Origin of the sequence: Psychroserpens luteolus, from assembly GCF_021032705.1 — a bacterium.
In the GTDB taxonomy this organism is placed as follows: Bacteria; Bacteroidota; Bacteroidia; order Flavobacteriales; family Flavobacteriaceae; genus Psychroserpens; species Psychroserpens luteolus.
Window position 1 is genome coordinate 1,034,668 of record NZ_JAHVXI010000001.1, and the last position, 16,731, is coordinate 1,051,398.

The 16,731-nt window shown below is 33.4% G+C and carries 16 protein-coding genes; 9 read left to right on the forward strand and 7 right to left on the reverse strand.

The genetic code is table 11. The features are described from left to right. Positions 1-23: 23 nt before the first annotated feature. Positions 24-1,097, reverse strand: a complete 1,074-nt coding sequence (locus KWG70_RS04610; RefSeq protein ID WP_230934805.1) for an isoaspartyl peptidase/L-asparaginase family protein — start codon at positions 1,095-1,097, stop codon at positions 24-26. A 121-nt stretch (positions 1,098-1,218) separates the two neighbouring features. On the opposite strand from KWG70_RS04610, the gene amaB reads away from it, so the two are divergent. After that, positions 1,219-2,772, forward strand: a complete 1,554-nt coding sequence (gene amaB / locus KWG70_RS04615) for an L-piperidine-6-carboxylate dehydrogenase (RefSeq protein WP_230934806.1) — start codon at positions 1,219-1,221, stop codon at positions 2,770-2,772. Positions 2,773-2,822: 50 nt separating this feature from the next. On the opposite strand, the gene KWG70_RS04620 is transcribed toward amaB, so the two are convergent. Next, complete coding sequence (locus KWG70_RS04620; protein WP_230934807.1) at positions 2,823-3,224, reverse strand: hypothetical protein; 402 nt, start codon at positions 3,222-3,224, stop codon at positions 2,823-2,825. Between the two features lie 138 nt (positions 3,225-3,362). On the opposite strand from KWG70_RS04620, the gene KWG70_RS04625 reads away from it, so the two are divergent. From KWG70_RS04625 to KWG70_RS04635, 3 genes are all read left to right on the forward strand, one after another. Continuing rightward, positions 3,363-4,736, forward strand: a complete 1,374-nt coding sequence (locus KWG70_RS04625; protein WP_230934808.1) for a DUF1800 domain-containing protein — start codon at positions 3,363-3,365, stop codon at positions 4,734-4,736. Positions 4,737-4,738: 2 nt separating this feature from the next. Beyond that, the gene (locus tag KWG70_RS04630; protein WP_230934809.1) at positions 4,739-5,929 is read left to right on the forward strand and encodes a DUF1501 domain-containing protein; all 1,191 of its coding nucleotides are present in this window, start codon (positions 4,739-4,741) and stop codon (positions 5,927-5,929) included. Positions 5,930-6,495: 566 nt separating this feature from the next. Then, complete coding sequence (locus KWG70_RS04635) at positions 6,496-7,068, forward strand: hypothetical protein (RefSeq protein ID WP_230934810.1); 573 nt, start codon at positions 6,496-6,498, stop codon at positions 7,066-7,068. 44 nt (positions 7,069-7,112) lie between these two features. Here KWG70_RS04635 and KWG70_RS04640 read toward each other — a convergent pair whose 3' ends face one another. Genes KWG70_RS04640 through KWG70_RS04660 form a run of 5 tightly spaced genes read right to left on the reverse strand, consistent with a single transcriptional unit; the run spans position 7,113 to position 11,250 of the window. Next, positions 7,113-8,246, reverse strand: coding sequence for an ATP-binding protein (locus KWG70_RS04640; protein ID WP_230934811.1), 1,134 nt, complete (start codon positions 8,244-8,246; stop codon positions 7,113-7,115). Then, positions 8,243-9,016, reverse strand: coding sequence for a phosphodiester glycosidase family protein (locus KWG70_RS04645; protein ID WP_230934812.1), 774 nt, complete (start codon positions 9,014-9,016; stop codon positions 8,243-8,245). The genes KWG70_RS04640 and KWG70_RS04645 overlap by 4 nt, the downstream gene beginning before the upstream one ends. Further along, positions 8,991-9,620: an HD domain-containing protein gene (locus KWG70_RS04650; protein WP_230934813.1), complete on the reverse strand. Its 630-nt coding sequence runs from the start codon at positions 9,618-9,620 to the stop codon at positions 8,991-8,993. Before KWG70_RS04650 ends, KWG70_RS04645 begins: the two co-directional genes overlap by 26 nt. After that, positions 9,617-10,369 (reverse strand): SDR family NAD(P)-dependent oxidoreductase, encoded by a 753-nt coding sequence (locus KWG70_RS04655; protein WP_230934814.1) that lies wholly within the window; start codon positions 10,367-10,369, stop codon positions 9,617-9,619. The genes KWG70_RS04650 and KWG70_RS04655 overlap by 4 nt, the downstream gene beginning before the upstream one ends. Positions 10,370-10,383: 14 nt before the next feature. After that, positions 10,384-11,250 carry an aldo/keto reductase gene (locus tag KWG70_RS04660; protein WP_230934815.1) on the reverse strand — a complete coding sequence of 289 codons (867 nt, stop codon included), beginning with the start codon at positions 11,248-11,250 and terminating at the stop codon, positions 10,384-10,386. Positions 11,251-11,354: 104 nt separating this feature from the next. Here KWG70_RS04660 and KWG70_RS04665 point away from each other — a divergent pair, with 104 nt between their 5' ends. The 5 genes from KWG70_RS04665 to KWG70_RS04685 all read left to right on the forward strand — a co-directional run bounded on the left by KWG70_RS04665 (position 11,355) and on the right by KWG70_RS04685 (position 16,729). Further along, on the forward strand, positions 11,355-11,927 hold the full coding sequence (locus tag KWG70_RS04665; RefSeq protein WP_230934816.1) for a DUF4382 domain-containing protein: 573 nt from the start codon (positions 11,355-11,357) through the stop codon (positions 11,925-11,927). 154 nt (positions 11,928-12,081) lie between these two features. Beyond that, on the forward strand, positions 12,082-13,083 hold the full coding sequence (locus tag KWG70_RS04670; protein ID WP_230934817.1) for an AAA family ATPase: 1,002 nt from the start codon (positions 12,082-12,084) through the stop codon (positions 13,081-13,083). Between the two features lie 116 nt (positions 13,084-13,199). Further along, on the forward strand, positions 13,200-14,066 hold the full coding sequence (locus tag KWG70_RS04675) for a DUF58 domain-containing protein (RefSeq protein ID WP_230934818.1): 867 nt from the start codon (positions 13,200-13,202) through the stop codon (positions 14,064-14,066). Between the two features lie 18 nt (positions 14,067-14,084). Further along, positions 14,085-15,725, forward strand: a complete 1,641-nt coding sequence (locus tag KWG70_RS04680) for a hypothetical protein (protein ID WP_449619088.1) — start codon at positions 14,085-14,087, stop codon at positions 15,723-15,725. Beyond that, positions 15,725-16,729 carry a vWA domain-containing protein gene (locus KWG70_RS04685; RefSeq protein ID WP_230934820.1) on the forward strand — a complete coding sequence of 335 codons (1,005 nt, stop codon included), beginning with the start codon at positions 15,725-15,727 and terminating at the stop codon, positions 16,727-16,729. Before KWG70_RS04680 ends, KWG70_RS04685 begins: the two co-directional genes overlap by 1 nt. Positions 16,730-16,731 lie beyond the last annotated feature (2 nt).

The window sequence follows — 16,731 nt, forward strand, 5'->3', positions numbered from 1 at the left end:
AAAATAAAGAGATACGATTAGTGTTATTCTTTATAAATTCCAATGACTAATTCGCCTTTGTCATTCATTGTTGCTCTATACATACCAGCAGTATTGAATTCGGCAACCATATTACCATTTTTATCAACGGCAACAATACCACCATCACCACCAAGTTCAGGTACTTTATTTTGAATGACTTCTTGGGCAGCTTCCTTAAGTGATAATCCTTTGTATTGCATTAAGGCAGAAATATCATGAGCAACCATAGCACGTATAAAATACTCTCCCCAACCTGTACTTGAAACAGCGCAAGAGTTGTTGTTGGCATATGTGCCAGCTCCAATAATTGGTGCATCACCAACTCTACCATAACGTTTATTGGTCATACCTCCTGTCGATGTTCCAGCAGCAAGATTACCATTTTTATCTAAGGCTGCACAGCCAACAGTTCCAAATTTATAGTTTTGAATTTCGGCATCATAAAATGCTGTTTTATCATCATGGTCTAACTCTACCTGTTCTCTTTCCTTTGCTCTTTTTACCGAGTTTAAACGTCTTTCAGTATGAAAATAACTAGGCTCAACTATGACTAAACCTTGTTCTTTGGCGTAGGTTTCGGCTCCAGAACCAGCCATCATCACATGAGGCGATTTATCCATGATCACTCGCGCTAAATTTATGGGATTTCTAACAGTGGTTGTGCCTGCCGACGCTCCAGCATTTAGTGTTTTTCCATCCATAATTGACGCATCCAATTCATTGGTTTCGGCATTGGTAAATACAGATCCCTTTCCAGCGTTAAATAATGGAGAATCTTCCATAACATTAATCGTTTTTTGAACAGCGTCTAAACTTGTTCCGCCGTTTTTTAAAATCTCATATCCCACTTTAATGGCTTCCTCTAATTTAGCTTTATAAGCGGCTTCACGTTCAGGAGTCATATTTTTTTTCAGAATCGTTCCAGCACCACCGTGGATAATAATGGCAAAATCGGCTCTGGGATCACTAGTGTATTCTGGAAAACCTGTTTCGGAGTTTTCATCGGCTTTTTTAACTTCTTTTGCGCAACTAAAACAGATAATAAAAACAAAAAAACGAAGGATATAATGTCTCATGGTGATATCAAATTTATAAGTGCTTTAAAGTTACATTATTAAACAAAATGCTTCAAGTAAAAATGACTTTTTATTAGTAACTTCGCGTCAAAATCTAATAAATCATAAAAAACATACAAATATGGAAGCTATTGCTACCGATTTCGGAATAAAAGAAGCCTTAAAGCAGTTAGGTGTTCATGAGGTAAACGAAGGAACATCTACAGGTTCAAATAATTTTTCTAATGGAGAGATTATTGAATCGTATTCTCCTGTTGATGGTCAATTAATAGGAAAAGTAAAAACAACTACAAGAGAAGATTATGATAGAGTAATGGATGCTGCTACAAAAGCATTTAAATCTTGGAGAGATGTACCGGCTCCGCAACGTGGAGAAATTGTTCGTCAATTTGGAAACAAATTAAGAGACCTGAAAGAACCACTTGGTAAATTAGTGTCATACGAAATGGGAAAATCTTTGCAAGAAGGTTATGGTGAAGTTCAAGAAATGATTGACATCTGTGATTTCGCCGTAGGTTTATCACGACAATTAAACGGACAAACAATTCCTTCTGAACGGCCAGGACATGTGATGAGAGAACAATGGCATCCAATAGGTGTTGTTGGAATTATCTCAGCATTTAACTTTCCTGTTGCTGTTTGGGCTTGGAATACAGCTTTAGCTTGGATATGTGGCGATGTATGTGTTTGGAAAGCTTCTGAAAAAGCACCTTTATGTTCTGTTGCTTGTCAAAATATTATTGCAGATATTTTGAAAGAAAATAATTTGCCAGAGGGTATTTCTTGTATCATAAATGGAGATTACAAAGTTGGAGAAATGATGACTACTGATTCTAGAATTCCTTTAGTTTCAGCAACTGGGTCTACAAGAATGGGAAGAATTGTTGGTGCAACGGTTGCCAAACGTTTTGGGAAATCTTTATTAGAATTAGGTGGTAACAATGCAATTATTATTACGCCTTCTGCAGATTTAAAAGTGGTGGTTCCTGGTGCAGTATTTGGTGCTGTAGGTACCTGTGGTCAACGTTGTACTTCTACAAGGCGATTAATTATTCACGATTCTGTATATGATAAAGTAAGAGATGCAATTGTTGGTGCCTATGATCAATTAACTATAGGGAATCCATTAGATGAAAAGAACCATATAGGACCGTTAATTGATAAAGATGCCGTAAATACATATTTAGCCGCCATTGAAAAAGCAAAAGCAGAAGGTGGAAATGTATTGGTTGAAGGTGGTGTATTAGAAGGAGAAGGTTTTGAAAGTGGTTGTTATGTTAAACCAGCTATTATTGAAGCCGAAAATCATTTTGAAATTGTACAGCATGAAACGTTTGCTCCAATTTTATATCTTATGAAATATTCTGGTGATGTAGAAAATGCTATTGATAAGCAAAATGGTGTCGCTCAAGGATTATCATCTGCAATCATGACAAACGAAATGAAAGAAGCTGAGAAGTTTTTATCTTATGCTGGTTCTGATTGTGGAATAGCTAATGTGAATATTGGAACTTCTGGTGCTGAAATTGGAGGTGCTTTTGGTGGTGAAAAAGAAACTGGAGGTGGACGCGAGTCTGGATCTGATGCATGGAAAATCTACATGAGAAGACAAACCAATACGATAAATTATTCAGACGAATTACCTTTAGCACAAGGAATTAAGTTTGATCTTTAATTCAATTAAATTGAATACATATAAAAAGCCGCGTCATTTGATGTGGCTTTTTAATTTGACGGAATTATAGTGTATCGTATTTCAGTAAAATCTGAAAATACTTCCATTGAGTTATTAATTGATTCTGCTCTAAACGTAAGTTGATTATCTGCAGCAGACAAAGAATAAAAGTAACTTCTATTTCCAAATTCATGAGGAATAGTATAGACGTCTCCTGAAGCAGTCCTAGCATAAACTTGAAATGCTGCCGAATTTACATTTGCCTCTGAAATGTTGGAATCATCTATGATTTGAATTTTAAAAGTATTTGGTGTAGGAGAAAAGTTAATAGTAATCCAATCTGAGGAAATTACATTAGCATTTCCATCCATTCCATCATCACCATCTTCAGCAGAGCAGGACACTAAGCACAAGATGAACACAACACTAATAATTCTTGAAATTGTTTTCATAATTTACGACTATATTTTACTTCATAATATAATAAAATTTAATCTAATGAGTTGATTTTGTTACTACTCTCTTGCTTTGGAATCATTTGTGAGCGGTATAATTAAACTTAAAATAATTTTTTAAGTCTTATAAGTTATATGAAAGTTCAATACATACAACATTTATATCAGAGGCTTGGTTTTGGTATTGTTCCAAATCAATTGGTTCAACTCGCTAATAAAGACAGGCATCAAGTTGTTGAGGAACTGTTTTATATGTCATCGTCTATGACAAACTTAAGTATTGATACGACAGATTTAGATCATTATACTTCGGAAACGGTTATTGGAAATAAGAAAAAATTGTTCGAATTTAGAGATAAGAGCAAGGAGAAACTTAAAGCGTACAATTTGGCTTGGATAGAACGACTCATTAACACCAGTGAAGCTTTAAGAGAACGAATGACTTTGTTTTGGGCGAATCATTTTGTTTGTCGAGATGAAAATATTTTTCATATGGTGCAATACAATAATATACTTAGAGCGAATGCACTAGGCAATTTTGGAGATTTTGTCAAAGCTATTTCAAAAGAACCATCGATGCTCAAATATTTAAACAATAAACAAAATAGAAAGCAAAAACCTAACGAAAACTTTGCTCGCGAACTTATGGAGTTATTTATGTTAGGAGAAAGTCATTATTCCGAAGAAGACATAAAGGAGAGCGCTAGAGCTTTTACAGGCTATAATAATAATTTTGAAGGCGAATTTATATTCCGGAGAATGCATCATGATTATGGTTTTAAAACGTTTTTTGGAAGTACAGGACGTTACAATGGTGATGACATTATTGATATTATACTTGAACAAAAACAATGTGCTCGTTTTATCTGTAAGAAGATATACAGCTATTTTGTAAATGAAACTATTGACGATGCCAAAGTTGAAGAACTAACATCTATATTCTATAAAGATTATAATATTGAAAAGCTCATGCGACATATTTTTATGTCGGATTGGTTTTACCAACAAGAACATATAGGTGCTAAGATAAAATCGCCAATTGAGTTTTTGGTAGGGATTTGTCGAACAGTACCTGTGACATTCGAAAGTGCTATGGATGTATTGAAAATTCAAAAGTTATTAGGTCAAATGCTCCTCAATCCACCAAATGTTGCAGGTTGGAAAGGTGGTAAAAATTGGATCGATAGTAATACCATTATGATTAGATTGAAGTTGCCATCAATACTTTTAGCTAATGCGCGAATATCAACAAAAGAAAAAGGTGAATTTGAAGACGCTTTTGAAACGTATATTACGAAAAAACGAAAAAATAAGTTTGTCAATGTGACCGTAGATTGGGAAACATTTGAGAAGCAATTTGCAGATTATAGCATTAACGAATTACAAGAGTTACTCTTATTACCTAAGCTAAGTGAAGGAACGAAAACCTATTTAAAGACATTGAGCAAATCGTCAAAACAAGAGTATTGTGTTCAGTTAATGTCATTACCCGAATATCAAATGTGTTAGTTATGGACAGAAGACATTTTTTAAAACAATCCACATTAGCGAGTAGTCTCTTTTTTGTACCTAATTTTATAAAGGCCTTTGAAAGTTTACCTTCGCATACTTTAGGTTTTAAACGCTTAGTTGTTATTCAACTTTCAGGGGGAAATGATGGTCTTAACACAATTATCCCTTTCAATAATGATAACTATTATCGAAATCGACCAACTATTAGCATTTCTAAGAGTGATGTGTTAAGAGCAAGTGATGATTTGGGATTTCATAAGAGTCTACTACCTCTTAAGAAATTATTTGATCAAGGACATCTAACAATTATCAATAATGTTGGCTACCCAAACCCCAATCGTTCACATTTTAGAGCGACAGACATTTGGCAAACGGCCAGTAGTTCTAATCAATACTGGCAAACAGGTTGGATTGGCCGTTATTTGGATGAGTATGGCAATAAACCATTTAATGCTCTTGAGATTGATGATAGTTTATCGCTCGCGTTAAAAGGACAAAACACTACTGGTATTGCAGTTAAGAATCCTTATGTGTTGTTTAAAACATCCCAAGATCCCTATTTTAAAAATGTACTAAACCATTATCAAGATGAACATTTGAGTGAGCATAATCTTGGTTACTTATATAAAACAATGATTACTGCAGAATCCTCTGCAAAATATATTTTCGAAAAACATAAAACGGCAGTATCAAAACAAGATTATCCAAATAATGAGTTTGCAAGACAATTGAAAACAACGGCAAAACTAATAGCCTCTAATATTGAAACTAAAGTATTCTATTCATCACTTGGTGGATTTGATACACATGCTGGTCAATTAAATAGTCAGGCTCGATTGTTAAAAACATATGCCGAATCCATGGAAACTTTTGTTAAGGACTTAAAACAACAAGGTACTTTTAACGATACACTTATTGTCACTTTTTCCGAATTTGGAAGACGAGTAAAACAAAATGCGGCAAACGGGACGGATCATGGTGCTGCAAGTAATGTGTTTATTATAGGCAATCAACTAAAAACGCCAGGGTTTTATAATAATCTGGCAAGCTTAAGTGATTTAGATGATAATGGAGACTTAAAATACACGATAGATTTCAGATCAATTTATGCTACAATCCTAGATAAGTGGCTAGCTGTAGACGATGAAACAATATTAAATGCATCGTTTCAAAAATTAAAGTTCATATAGTATTAGAAAACAAAAACCCTGTTTCACATTCGACGAATCGGCATTGAAACAAGGTTATATGTAATTGATTAATAGCACTACAAAAATGCTAAAAATTAAGATTGATTTCTAAAAAAAACTATAAGTGGTCAAAAAAACTGTATGAATGGTAAATATGATCAATTTTAAAAATCACATCTGTTTTTTTTGATGAAAAATCACTTACATAAATTGCAGAAAAAAACAAAAACCTTATTTCGTTATTGACAAGTCAACATTGAAATAAGGTTATATGTAATTGATTAATAGCAGTGCTAAAATCGTAAAAAACAAGGGTGGTCGGTGAAAAAAACTATGAGTGGTTAAAAAACCTGTATGAATGGTGTTTTTTGGAAAATTTATCAGATTAACTGTATTCTGATTGGTGTAATAATCAAGTATAATCATCAACACCGTAAGAGTTTTCATATAAATAGTTTAGAAATTAGCTATTAATGTCTAATTATAAGATTTTCAGCGAATTAAATTGATTTCGTGTTAAAATAATTCTTAAATTAAACCTGCTATTAATCAATACATAACCAATTATGAAAACTTTTTTTAAGTTAATTCTGTTGACTTTTTTTGTTTCTTTTGCCTCGTGCGAGACAGAAGATGTGATTACAGAAAATAACAGTAATCGAGAACCAATTAATGAAAAGGAATGTGAAACGGCTTTTGCTTATGGCAAAGAAGATGAAGCCATATGTTTTTTAGATGATGATGATTTAAATTCGAATAGATGGGGATGGTCAATTGGACCTCTTACACCAGATCATTATGAGTCGTATCTTATTTATCAAGCTGCAGGTGGATGTAATTTAAATAATGGAGAAGTCATAGGAACTTTGAATGTTGTTTATGAAGATGACTACGTATTAGTCGATTTTGTTGCCAATGAAGGCTATGGATTTTTTGAAACACATTTGTATGTAGGTGCCACGAAGTATCCAACAAAAAGAAATGGCCAATATACCGTAGCTCCAGGGCAATACCCTTACAGTAATGATATTCCTGATGGAGCTTCAGATGATAGTTATAAAATCGATGATGTCGAAGGCGGCATCTATATTATAGCACATGCTGTTGTTTGTCCTTTTAAAAAAGACGAAAAAAACTAACGCCAACTTCTAAATACAGTTAACTGTAAAGTGACAATTTATGGTTAACTGTATTTTACTTTTCTTAAAATTCTGGTAGCTTCTTGATAAGAATTATAAACCGCTTTACTGTGTTTTTTTAAGTAAGGCTTGGCTTCATTTAATTTGTTAATAGCATCAGGAAAATCATTGAGGTAACAGATGAGGTAAGTTGCTGGAAGATTTTTTAGATCGAGTTCTTCGTGTTTATTCAAAACGAAACCTTTCTTTAATTTTTCTAAAATGGTATTATTTGAATTATTAATATGATGGAGTAATTTTTTTTCAAATTGTGGTGGCTTAAATAACAAATTGGTTTCAATAGTATAATTAGCATTATCTTCAAAATGAATAATGGTTTCTTCTAGTTGATAATACTTGTTTTGATTTTGAAGCCCTAAACTCACATATTCTATAATTTTAAATGTATCACTATCATAAGTAATTGACACTTCATCTAACGTAGAAAAGAACAAACGAACTTGCTCATTAATGAGTTCTATATCTACACGAGAATAAAAAACTTCGTCTTTAACTGCTTTTTTTTGCCCAGACCAACACAGCACAAAGTATTCTTTAAATACCTTGTATTGCGGATTGTAATCTTTTCGTTTATTCATAAAATCAAAAACACCATCTAAAGTATATTCAATGTTGTTTTGCGCATGGGACTCGATGGCACTTACAATTTTAGAGTTGACATCTTTAATCTCAATGTCAAAAACCTTGGGCATACTCATACTGCCATCTCTAAAAAATACGGTACCTCCATAATATTTCCAGATGTTTTTACGTAAGGATGTGAGATTGTCAATAGCTCTAATCGTAACTAAGCCAACAACTTTATCATCTGGTAAATGCGGAAATGGGATATTTTCATATTGTACTATAGGTGGATTAGATAGATACGCATTTATAAGATTTTGAATTTTACTATCGTCAAAAAAATTAACACCAATGATCTTATTGTCTTCGTCTTCAACACCAATAACAATATAAGAGTTGTTTTTTGGGTTGCTATTAGAAAGTGCACAAATGTGTTTTAAAAATTTAGCTTTTCCTTCTTTGTGTGTAATATCGACTTTTCGTTTTTTATCATAAAAACTATTCTCATCGTTATGAGCTAATAGATTTTTAATAAGTAGTCGTTTATTAATCATTGTTCAGTTTCAGCAATAATAACTCCAAAATTCCCATCCAATTGCTCCCATTTTTTCTTCGGAATATAAGTTCTTGAGACAAAACCATCAAGATACAATGCATTTTTACAACCAAGGTTTTTAAAAAATTCGGCGAAGTCATATAAGTTGATGAGATCTTTTGACATAGCAAATAAGACTTGACCATTTGGTAAAATTCCAACGCCATTTCTAATGTGTAAGTTCTTAGATCCTTTTACAAATTTAGAATGAATATGACCATCTATAACTAACATAGGGCCAGATTGTGTTGCATAGCTAATGCTTGGGTTTATTTTAAAATCGGTGGTTTTACAAACGACACCTTGCTTGTTTTTTGTGATGTAGAAAATGCCATTAGGTTGTAAATAAAAATTACCATACGCTTCTTTTGTGGTGTCTATTTGTGTTTTAACAATTCCATTTTCAATATATAAACCTTGAGGAGAACCATCTTTTAAATACATACCGCCATTCATGGCAAAACGTAACTTTTGACCCTTTTTTTCTAATCTGGTTTTGAGTTTTTGGAGACTACCATAATTAACTCCAGAGGAATCTTTTAAATAAAACTTCAAGGCTTGTGACTTTAGATCTACCACATGGCCTACAAATCTATCATCATCTATATCTTGTGCGACAGAGGTACAAGATATACATAACATCAAAAGTGTACTTGCTACTATTAGAAATGTATTATTGAAAGTTCTAATACTATAATAAATGTTATAATAAACTAATTTCTTTTTCAATATTTTGTCGGGCTTGCGGTTCAAATTTGTCTCGATATAATTGGGTAAAATAAATTGATTTACGTTTTAAAAAATGTTGCATTGCTTCTTTTCGACCTCTTTTGTACATAAAATCGGGATAGATTGCATATTCTTTTCTAATGTTTTTAATATAAGTCTGGTAAATATCCCAATCTGTTCCTAAAATAGATAAATCGATATCCAAAAGATAAGCATTGTCATTGTTTTCTTGTAAAACAATATCGTGATTTTGTGTCGATTTAATTAAAATAACGACGTTTTTGATGCGTTTTTCATCAAAATTGAATGATTTTAGGCTTTTTTGAGCAAATTCTGCACTTTTTGTTTCGTTGTTCTTTTTTGTGGCTTTGTAAATAATATCATGATACCAAATGGCAAATCTAAAGACATCATAATCTATAATCTCATGTGTAATATCTTTAGCTTGAACAAGCATATGATAAATATGAGTTAAATTATGATAATGCCTGTTTTTGGATGAGTAGTGTTTTTTAATAGCGTTCCAATAGTGAGCTATCAAAAGTTCGTCTTCAGTATATTTTGAAGACAACTGTGTCCATTCACTTAGCAACCAATCTATCATAGATCTTTGTTTAATATGGTATTATTGGCTTGTGCTGTACAAAACATAAGTACATCGGCAATATTAACATGTGCAGGGCGAGAAATGGCAAACTGAATGACTTCAGCGATATCTTCTGCTTGAAGTGCTTTATAGCCTTTGTAGACATTATCTGCAATAGGATCGCCTTTAAAACGAACTTGAGAAAACTCGGTTTCTACTAGACCAGGATTAATGGCTGTGACTTTTATTCCAAAGGGATTCAAATCAAGACGCATCCCTTCGGTAATAGCTAATACAGCATGCTTGCTACCACAATAAACATTACCTTTTGGATAGACTTCCCGACCAGCCGAAGACCCAATATTAATAATATGACCACTTTTGCGTTCGGTCATTTGAGGAATGATTGCTTTGCTTACATAAAGTAAACCCTTCACATTAATATCAATCATAGCATCCCAGTCTTCTAAATTACCAGTGTGTATCGGATCTTTCCCATAAGCATTTCCAGCATTATTAATTAAAATGTCAATCGTTTTAAAACTATCGGGAAGAGAAGCGATGGCATTAGAAGTTGCTTTTTTATCTCTTACATCAAAGTTGAGTGTATAAACCTCTGTTTGTTTGCTCAAGGCTTTTTGTATGGTGTCTAGCCGTTCTTGTCGTCTTCCGCAGAGAATTAAATGAATACCGTGTTTTGCAAATTCGTGAGCTGTGGCTCTTCCTATTCCGCTTGTTGCCCCAGTAATCAATGCTGTTTTTTTCATGCTTATTTTTTTGTTTATGGTACCTTATGACCTTGGCATGCCACCAATATTTTAAACCAATCTTCGAGTTCCAAATTAATGTCTACTGCTTTAATTGCATTTGAAATACGTTTTGCATTTGTTGTGCCAATTACAGGATGAATTCGAGATGGATGTTTTAAAATCCATGCTAAAAGTAATTGGTCTTCAGTTGCGTCGTATTTTTCCAATAATTCACCAAGCTGTCTATGAATGCGTCTTGTTTGCTCATTGTCTTCCCTAAAAACACTACCTAAAGGAGACCAAGCCATAGATGTTATTTGATTGGTCATCATATGGTCAAGCGTACCATCATGCATAGCCTCATGTTGGGTTAGAGAAAATTCAATTTGATTGACTGAAATATCAACCGATGTGGACAATAATTCTACTTGGGAAGGCGAGAAATTAGACACGCCAAATGATCGTATTAATCCTCTTTCTTTTAAATTAGAAACTGCTTCTGCAATGTCATCTGGTTGCATTAAGGGACTTGGTCTATGAAGGAGTAACACATCTAGGTATTCCGTTTTTAAATGTTTAAGAGATGATTCGGCAGACCAAATAATATAAGACTTACTGTAATCATAATGTTTTACTGTATTATTAGGTCTGTTGTCACTTAAATATTGAATACCACATTTGCTAATCAATTCAATAGTGTCTCTTTGTATACCACTTTCAGCAAACGCATTACCAAATTCGGCTTCGGTAGTATAGCCACCGTAAATATCAGCATGATCAAATGTTGAAATATTATGAGTTATACAATGATGTATAAGGTTAATCATGTCTTTCTTTGGGAGTTGTTTTCCCCAAGTACCCCAAGTCATAGTACCTGCAATTAATCGAGAATATTTCACTTTTTTTTCTGTTTATGCCGTTTTTTTTGCAATTCACGTATAAAAATAGTCAAATCTGTAAGAAGAAAGTATTATTGCCATGTAATAATTAAGTCACCCAAATCATGAAATTTTTAAGTCATTACAAAACTGCTATTTACAGTATCATATTCTTATTTTTTTTAAGTAGCTGTTCTAAAGAAATCGAAACAGAAACTTTTGACAATAATAGCCTGATAACTGTTAAACTTCAAGGAACAAAAAGCCTCCTTAATCGCGCAAATATTGAAGTATTGGATGTACAACTTAGAGTTTTAGAAGATGAATCAAGTCCAAATGCCTGGATGAGCCTCAATACAATTAATACTGGAATTCATGATTTAACCGATATAACAGATAATGAAGTTGTGACTTTGGTTGATTTTGATGTGATACCAACAGGATTTGTTTACAACATAAAATTAATCTTAGGTGATCGAAACTCTGTTGTGAAAAACGGTGTAGAGTATGTGGTGAGCATGGCTCCAGAATATGAAAATGAATCGATAAACATGATCGGAAAAGAATTGAATGCTAATAAGTTATATGAATTTTTAATTGAATTTGATGTTGACCGATCTATAGAATTTTCTTCTCAAGGTGAAGTCAATCTCAATCCTCAAATTAGTACACATTTAAGACGTTTTGAATTATTTTAAGTCCCTATAATTTCAAATAAAATATGTAAGAGCAGTACCAATGGTGCTGCTCTTTAACTTTTAACCAATTATTAACAGCATCACAGAAAAAATTTTAACAATTTGCATAACTAAATTAAAAAGAGATAATCACAGCGTTTAAAACATACAGATAATGGAAGAAACTGGAACAATTGACATTAAGAGCATCAATGAAAAAATAGAAAAAGAAAGTGCTTTTGTTGATTTGTTAATGATGGAAATGAACAAAGTCATCGTTGGACAAAAACATATGGTAGAACGATTGCTAATAGGGCTTCTTGGTAGAGGTCATATTTTGCTGGAAGGTGTGCCTGGACTAGCAAAAACGCTAGCGATTAACACATTATCTCAAGCTGTAGATGGAAGTTTTAGTAGAATTCAGTTTACTCCAGATTTGTTACCAGCCGATGTTGTAGGTACATTAATCTACAATATGAAACTAAATGATTTTTCTATCAAAAAAGGACCAATCTTCGCCAATTTTGTTTTAGCAGATGAGATTAACAGAGCACCAGCCAAAGTACAATCGGCTTTACTGGAAGCGATGCAAGAAAAACAAGTGACCATTGGTGACGAAACATTTATCCTAGACAAACCTTTTTTAGTAATGGCTACGCAAAACCCGGTTGAGCAGGAAGGAACTTATCCTTTACCTGAAGCACAGGTAGACCGTTTCATGTTAAAAACGGTTATAGATTACCCAAAGCAAGCCGAAGAGCAACTTATTATGAGAGCTAACCTCAAAGGAGACTGGGATAAAGTAAATCCAGTAGTATCTGTTGCCCAAATTATAAAAGCGCAAAGTGTTGTTCGAGAGGTTTATATGGATGAAAAAATTGAAAAATATATTCTCGACATCATCTTCGCAACACGTTATCCAGAACAATACCGACTAGCCGATTTAAAACCACTCATATCATTTGGAGCTTCACCTCGTGGTAGTATCAATTTAGCAACTGCTGCTAAATGCTATGCGTTTATAAAAAGAAGAGGTTATGTGATTCCAGAAGACGTTAGAGCTGTTGTTCATGATGTACTTCGTCATAGAATAGGAATTACCTATGAAGCAGAAGCTGAAAATGTGACTTCGGAAGACATTATCAACAAAATTGTAAATGAAATCGAGGTGCCTTAAGAAATGGATCTGAAGAATTTCGACTTCAAAATTTTTCAAAAAAACATTTAGACAAAGTTCAGGATGCGCATCATAAGCATCAATAAAATTTTATGTCAAAACGATAGTTGAAAATAATGGATACTAAGGAATTATTAAAAAAAGTACGAAAAATTGAGATTAAGACACGTCGATTGTCTGATCATATATTTGGAGGCGAATACCACTCGACGTTTAAAGGTCGTGGTATGACTTTTTCCGAAGTACGCCAATATCAATTTGGAGATGACGTTCGTAATATCGATTGGAATGTTACTGCACGCTACAATGAACCTTTTGTTAAAGTGTTTGAAGAAGAACGAGAATTGACCATGATGCTTATGGTTGATATTTCGGGATCAGAATTGTTTGGTACTGATGTTCAATTTAAAAATGAAATTGTAACCGAAATTGCAGCAACCTTAGCCTTTTCGGCAACACAGAATAATGATAAAATTGGACTTATCTTGTTTTCAGATGATATTGAACTTTATATCCCTCCAAAAAAAGGACGTTCGCACGTACTAAGAATTATTAGAGAACTCATTGAATTTAAACCAAAGAGTAAACTGACTAACATCGCCGAGGCATTTAAGTTTTTATCTAATGTCATGAAAAAGAAAGCCATTGTATTTGTGCTTAGCGATTTTATTGCAGATGATTACAAACAGAATTTGAAAATTGCTGCAGGACGTCATGATATTACAGGGATACGTGTTTATGACAAGAGAGAAGAAGCCATTCCAAATTTAGGAATGGTGCAAATGGAAGATGAAGAATCTGGAGAGTTGGTGTTGGTGAATACAGCATCAAAGACTGTAAGAAACAACTACAGTAAATACTATAATGAAAAAGTAGAGTACTATAAAGACACCTTTACAAAATCAGGTTCGGGTACAATTAATTGTCGTGTGGACGAAAGTTATGTAAAAAAGTTATTAGGCTATTTTAAAAGAAGAGGATAAGCAGTGACAGGATCAAAAATTAAACATATAATAAATGTCTTGAGTAAGCAACTTACCGTACTCACGGTTTGTTGTTTTTTCTTTACAATAGCTTCCAATGCTCAGGTAACATCATCAATTGATACCACCAAAATTAAAATAGGAGAGCAAATTACCTATAAGATTCAAGTTGAAGCAGATACTACCGATCTTGTTGTTTTCCCTGAAGGTCAAACCTTCACGCCTCTAGAAATGATTGAGTCTTACAAGGTGGATACCACAAAAAATAATGCGAGATTCAAACTAATAAAAAAATACGGGCTAACACAATTTGACTCTGGGTCTTACATGATTCCAAAACAAAAGGTTGTCATTGGGACCAAAACGGTATTTACAGATTCGCTAAATGTTGAGGTCTTTTCTGTAGCTGTAGATACGACCAAGCAAAATTTATACGATATCAAACCGCTTATTAAAGTTGAAAAAGGAGCAAGTAATTGGTGGATTTACCTTTTAATTACTTTGATGGCTTTAGGTTTGATCGGATTTTTACTGTATTGGTTTATTTGGCGAAAAAAACCATTAACCGAAGAAGAGGAGATTGCAATGCTCCCACCTTATGACAGGGCAAAACTCGCACTAAAAAAACTTGACGAAAGTAACTATTTGCAACGATCAGAATTAAAAGATTACTATTCTGAGTTAACCTTTATCATTAGAAAATATCTTGACGAAAAAGTATATGATCGTGCCCTAGAAAGTACGACAGATGAGTTGGTAGATCGACTAAATATGCTTAAAGATGCCAATCAAATAGAATTGAGTCAAACAGATATTGATAATATTGAAACGATATTGAAACGTGCCGATTTGGTGAAATTTGCTAAGTCTGCTCCAGATATCGAATTGGCGAGAATTGATAGAGATACCATTGATGTCGAAATTGATCAAGTGAAAGAAGCATTACCAGAACCTACTGAAGAAGAAAAACTACTAAATAAACAATATAAAGAAGAACAAGATCGCAAGAAGAAACGAGAGAAAATCGTACTTACCGTTTGCGCTAGTATTTTAATTTTGGTAGCGACTTATGTTGGTTTCGGACTCAAATACGGATTCAAGTACGTTGCAGATACAATCATTGGGAATGAAACTAAGGAACTCTTAGAAGGAGATTGGGTTAAAAGTGATTATGGTGTACCACCAATTATGATATCAACACCAGTTGTTTTAGAACGAATAGAATTACAGGCTATTGACACAATTCAGCAAGTTAAACGAACGGCATTTGGTTATGGAGATCTAGATAGCGCGTTTAATATTGGTGTTGGAACCACTCAATATAATCTCCCAGAAGGTGAAGAAATTGATATAAATGGAGCTGTTGAAGAAACTATAAAATCCTTAGAAAATAATGGTGCAAGAAATCTTATAGTAAAGCAAGAACAATTTATTACACCAAATGCTGCTGAAGGATTAAAAGTGTTTGGTACAGGAGAGTTTCCAACTGATGTTAAAGATCAATATAGATCTGGAGAATATTTGATTCTAATCTTTGTTGCTGATGATAAATCTGTAATGCAAAAAGTGGCATTGATTTGGAATAATGAAGATGAATATACGAATCAAATTATGGATCGTATTTTAAATTCTGTAGAACTTAAAAAAGTAGAAGAGTGATGTTTGAAGGTGTAGAGTTCTTAAATAAAGAGTTTTTCTGGTTGTTTTTATTGCTGCCTATAGCTATAGTTTGGTATGTGTTTAAGAGAAAACGTCAAACCGCAGAGCTCAAAATATCTAGTATTAAAGGATTTCAAGTAGGACAGTCTATTTTGCCTAAACTACGTCCAACGTTATTTGTTTGTCGTTTATTGGCTTTAGCATTTTTGATTACGGCACTTGCAAGACCAAGAACTTCAGATGAAACTACCAAAACGAAAACGACTAAAGGTATTGATATCGTTATGGCTATTGATGTATCGGCAAGTATGTTGGCAAAAGACCTATTACCTAATCGTCTTGAGGCCTTAAAGAAAGTAGCTGCAGAATTTATTCAAGGACGACCAAATGATAGAATAGGTTTGGTTGAATATGCAGGAGAAAGTTATACAAAAACACCAATTACTAGTGATAAAGCAATAGTTCTACGTTCACTTAGAGATGTGAAATACAATGATATCATAGAAACGGGAACAGCTATAGGTATGGGGTTGGCAACCTCAGTAAACCGATTAAAAGATAGTAAGGCCAAGAGCAAGATTATTATTTTATTGACAGATGGTGTCAATAATTCGGGGTTTATAGATCCTAAAATCGCAAGTGAGTTAGCGGTAGAATACGGTATTAAAGTTTATACAGTTGGACTTGGAACCAATGGTATGGCTTTGTCACCTTATTCAATGAATAGAAATGGTACATTTCAATACCGAAGAGTACAAGTAGAGATCGATGAAGACTTACTAAATGAAATTGCAGATGTTACAGGAGGTAAATATTTTAGAGCGACTAATAACAAGAAATTAAAAGAGATTTACAACGAAATAAATAAACTGGAAAAAACTGAAATCGAAGAGATCAAATACACAAGCTACGATGAGAAATATCGTCCGTTGATTTTGATAGCTCTTGGCTTTTTAATTATTGAAGCCTTATTACGATTAACCGTTTTTAGAAGTTTTGTATAGCG

What these genes read in the sequence shown, in the direction of transcription:
- KWG70_RS04610 (WP_230934805.1), bottom strand. Translation starts at nt 1,097, where the DNA reads ATGAGACATTATATCCTTCGTTTTTTTGTTTTTATTATCTGTTTTAGT.
- amaB (WP_230934806.1), top strand. Translation starts at nt 1,219, where the DNA reads ATGGAAGCTATTGCTACCGATTTCGGAATAAAAGAAGCCTTAAAGCAG.
- KWG70_RS04620 (WP_230934807.1), bottom strand. Translation starts at nt 3,224, where the DNA reads ATGAAAACAATTTCAAGAATTATTAGTGTTGTGTTCATCTTGTGCTTA.
- KWG70_RS04625 (WP_230934808.1), top strand. Translation starts at nt 3,363, where the DNA reads ATGAAAGTTCAATACATACAACATTTATATCAGAGGCTTGGTTTTGGT.
- KWG70_RS04630 (WP_230934809.1), top strand. Translation starts at nt 4,739, where the DNA reads ATGGACAGAAGACATTTTTTAAAACAATCCACATTAGCGAGTAGTCTC.
- KWG70_RS04635 (WP_230934810.1), top strand. Translation starts at nt 6,496, where the DNA reads ATGAAAACTTTTTTTAAGTTAATTCTGTTGACTTTTTTTGTTTCTTTT.
- KWG70_RS04640 (WP_230934811.1), bottom strand. Translation starts at nt 8,246, where the DNA reads ATGATTAATAAACGACTACTTATTAAAAATCTATTAGCTCATAACGAT.
- KWG70_RS04650 (WP_230934813.1), bottom strand. Translation starts at nt 9,620, where the DNA reads ATGATAGATTGGTTGCTAAGTGAATGGACACAGTTGTCTTCAAAATAT.
- KWG70_RS04655 (WP_230934814.1), bottom strand. Translation starts at nt 10,369, where the DNA reads ATGAAAAAAACAGCATTGATTACTGGGGCAACAAGCGGAATAGGAAGA.
- KWG70_RS04665 (WP_230934816.1), top strand. Translation starts at nt 11,355, where the DNA reads ATGAAATTTTTAAGTCATTACAAAACTGCTATTTACAGTATCATATTC.
- KWG70_RS04670 (WP_230934817.1), top strand. Translation starts at nt 12,082, where the DNA reads ATGGAAGAAACTGGAACAATTGACATTAAGAGCATCAATGAAAAAATA.
- KWG70_RS04675 (WP_230934818.1), top strand. Translation starts at nt 13,200, where the DNA reads ATGGATACTAAGGAATTATTAAAAAAAGTACGAAAAATTGAGATTAAG.
- KWG70_RS04685 (WP_230934820.1), top strand. Translation starts at nt 15,725, where the DNA reads ATGTTTGAAGGTGTAGAGTTCTTAAATAAAGAGTTTTTCTGGTTGTTT.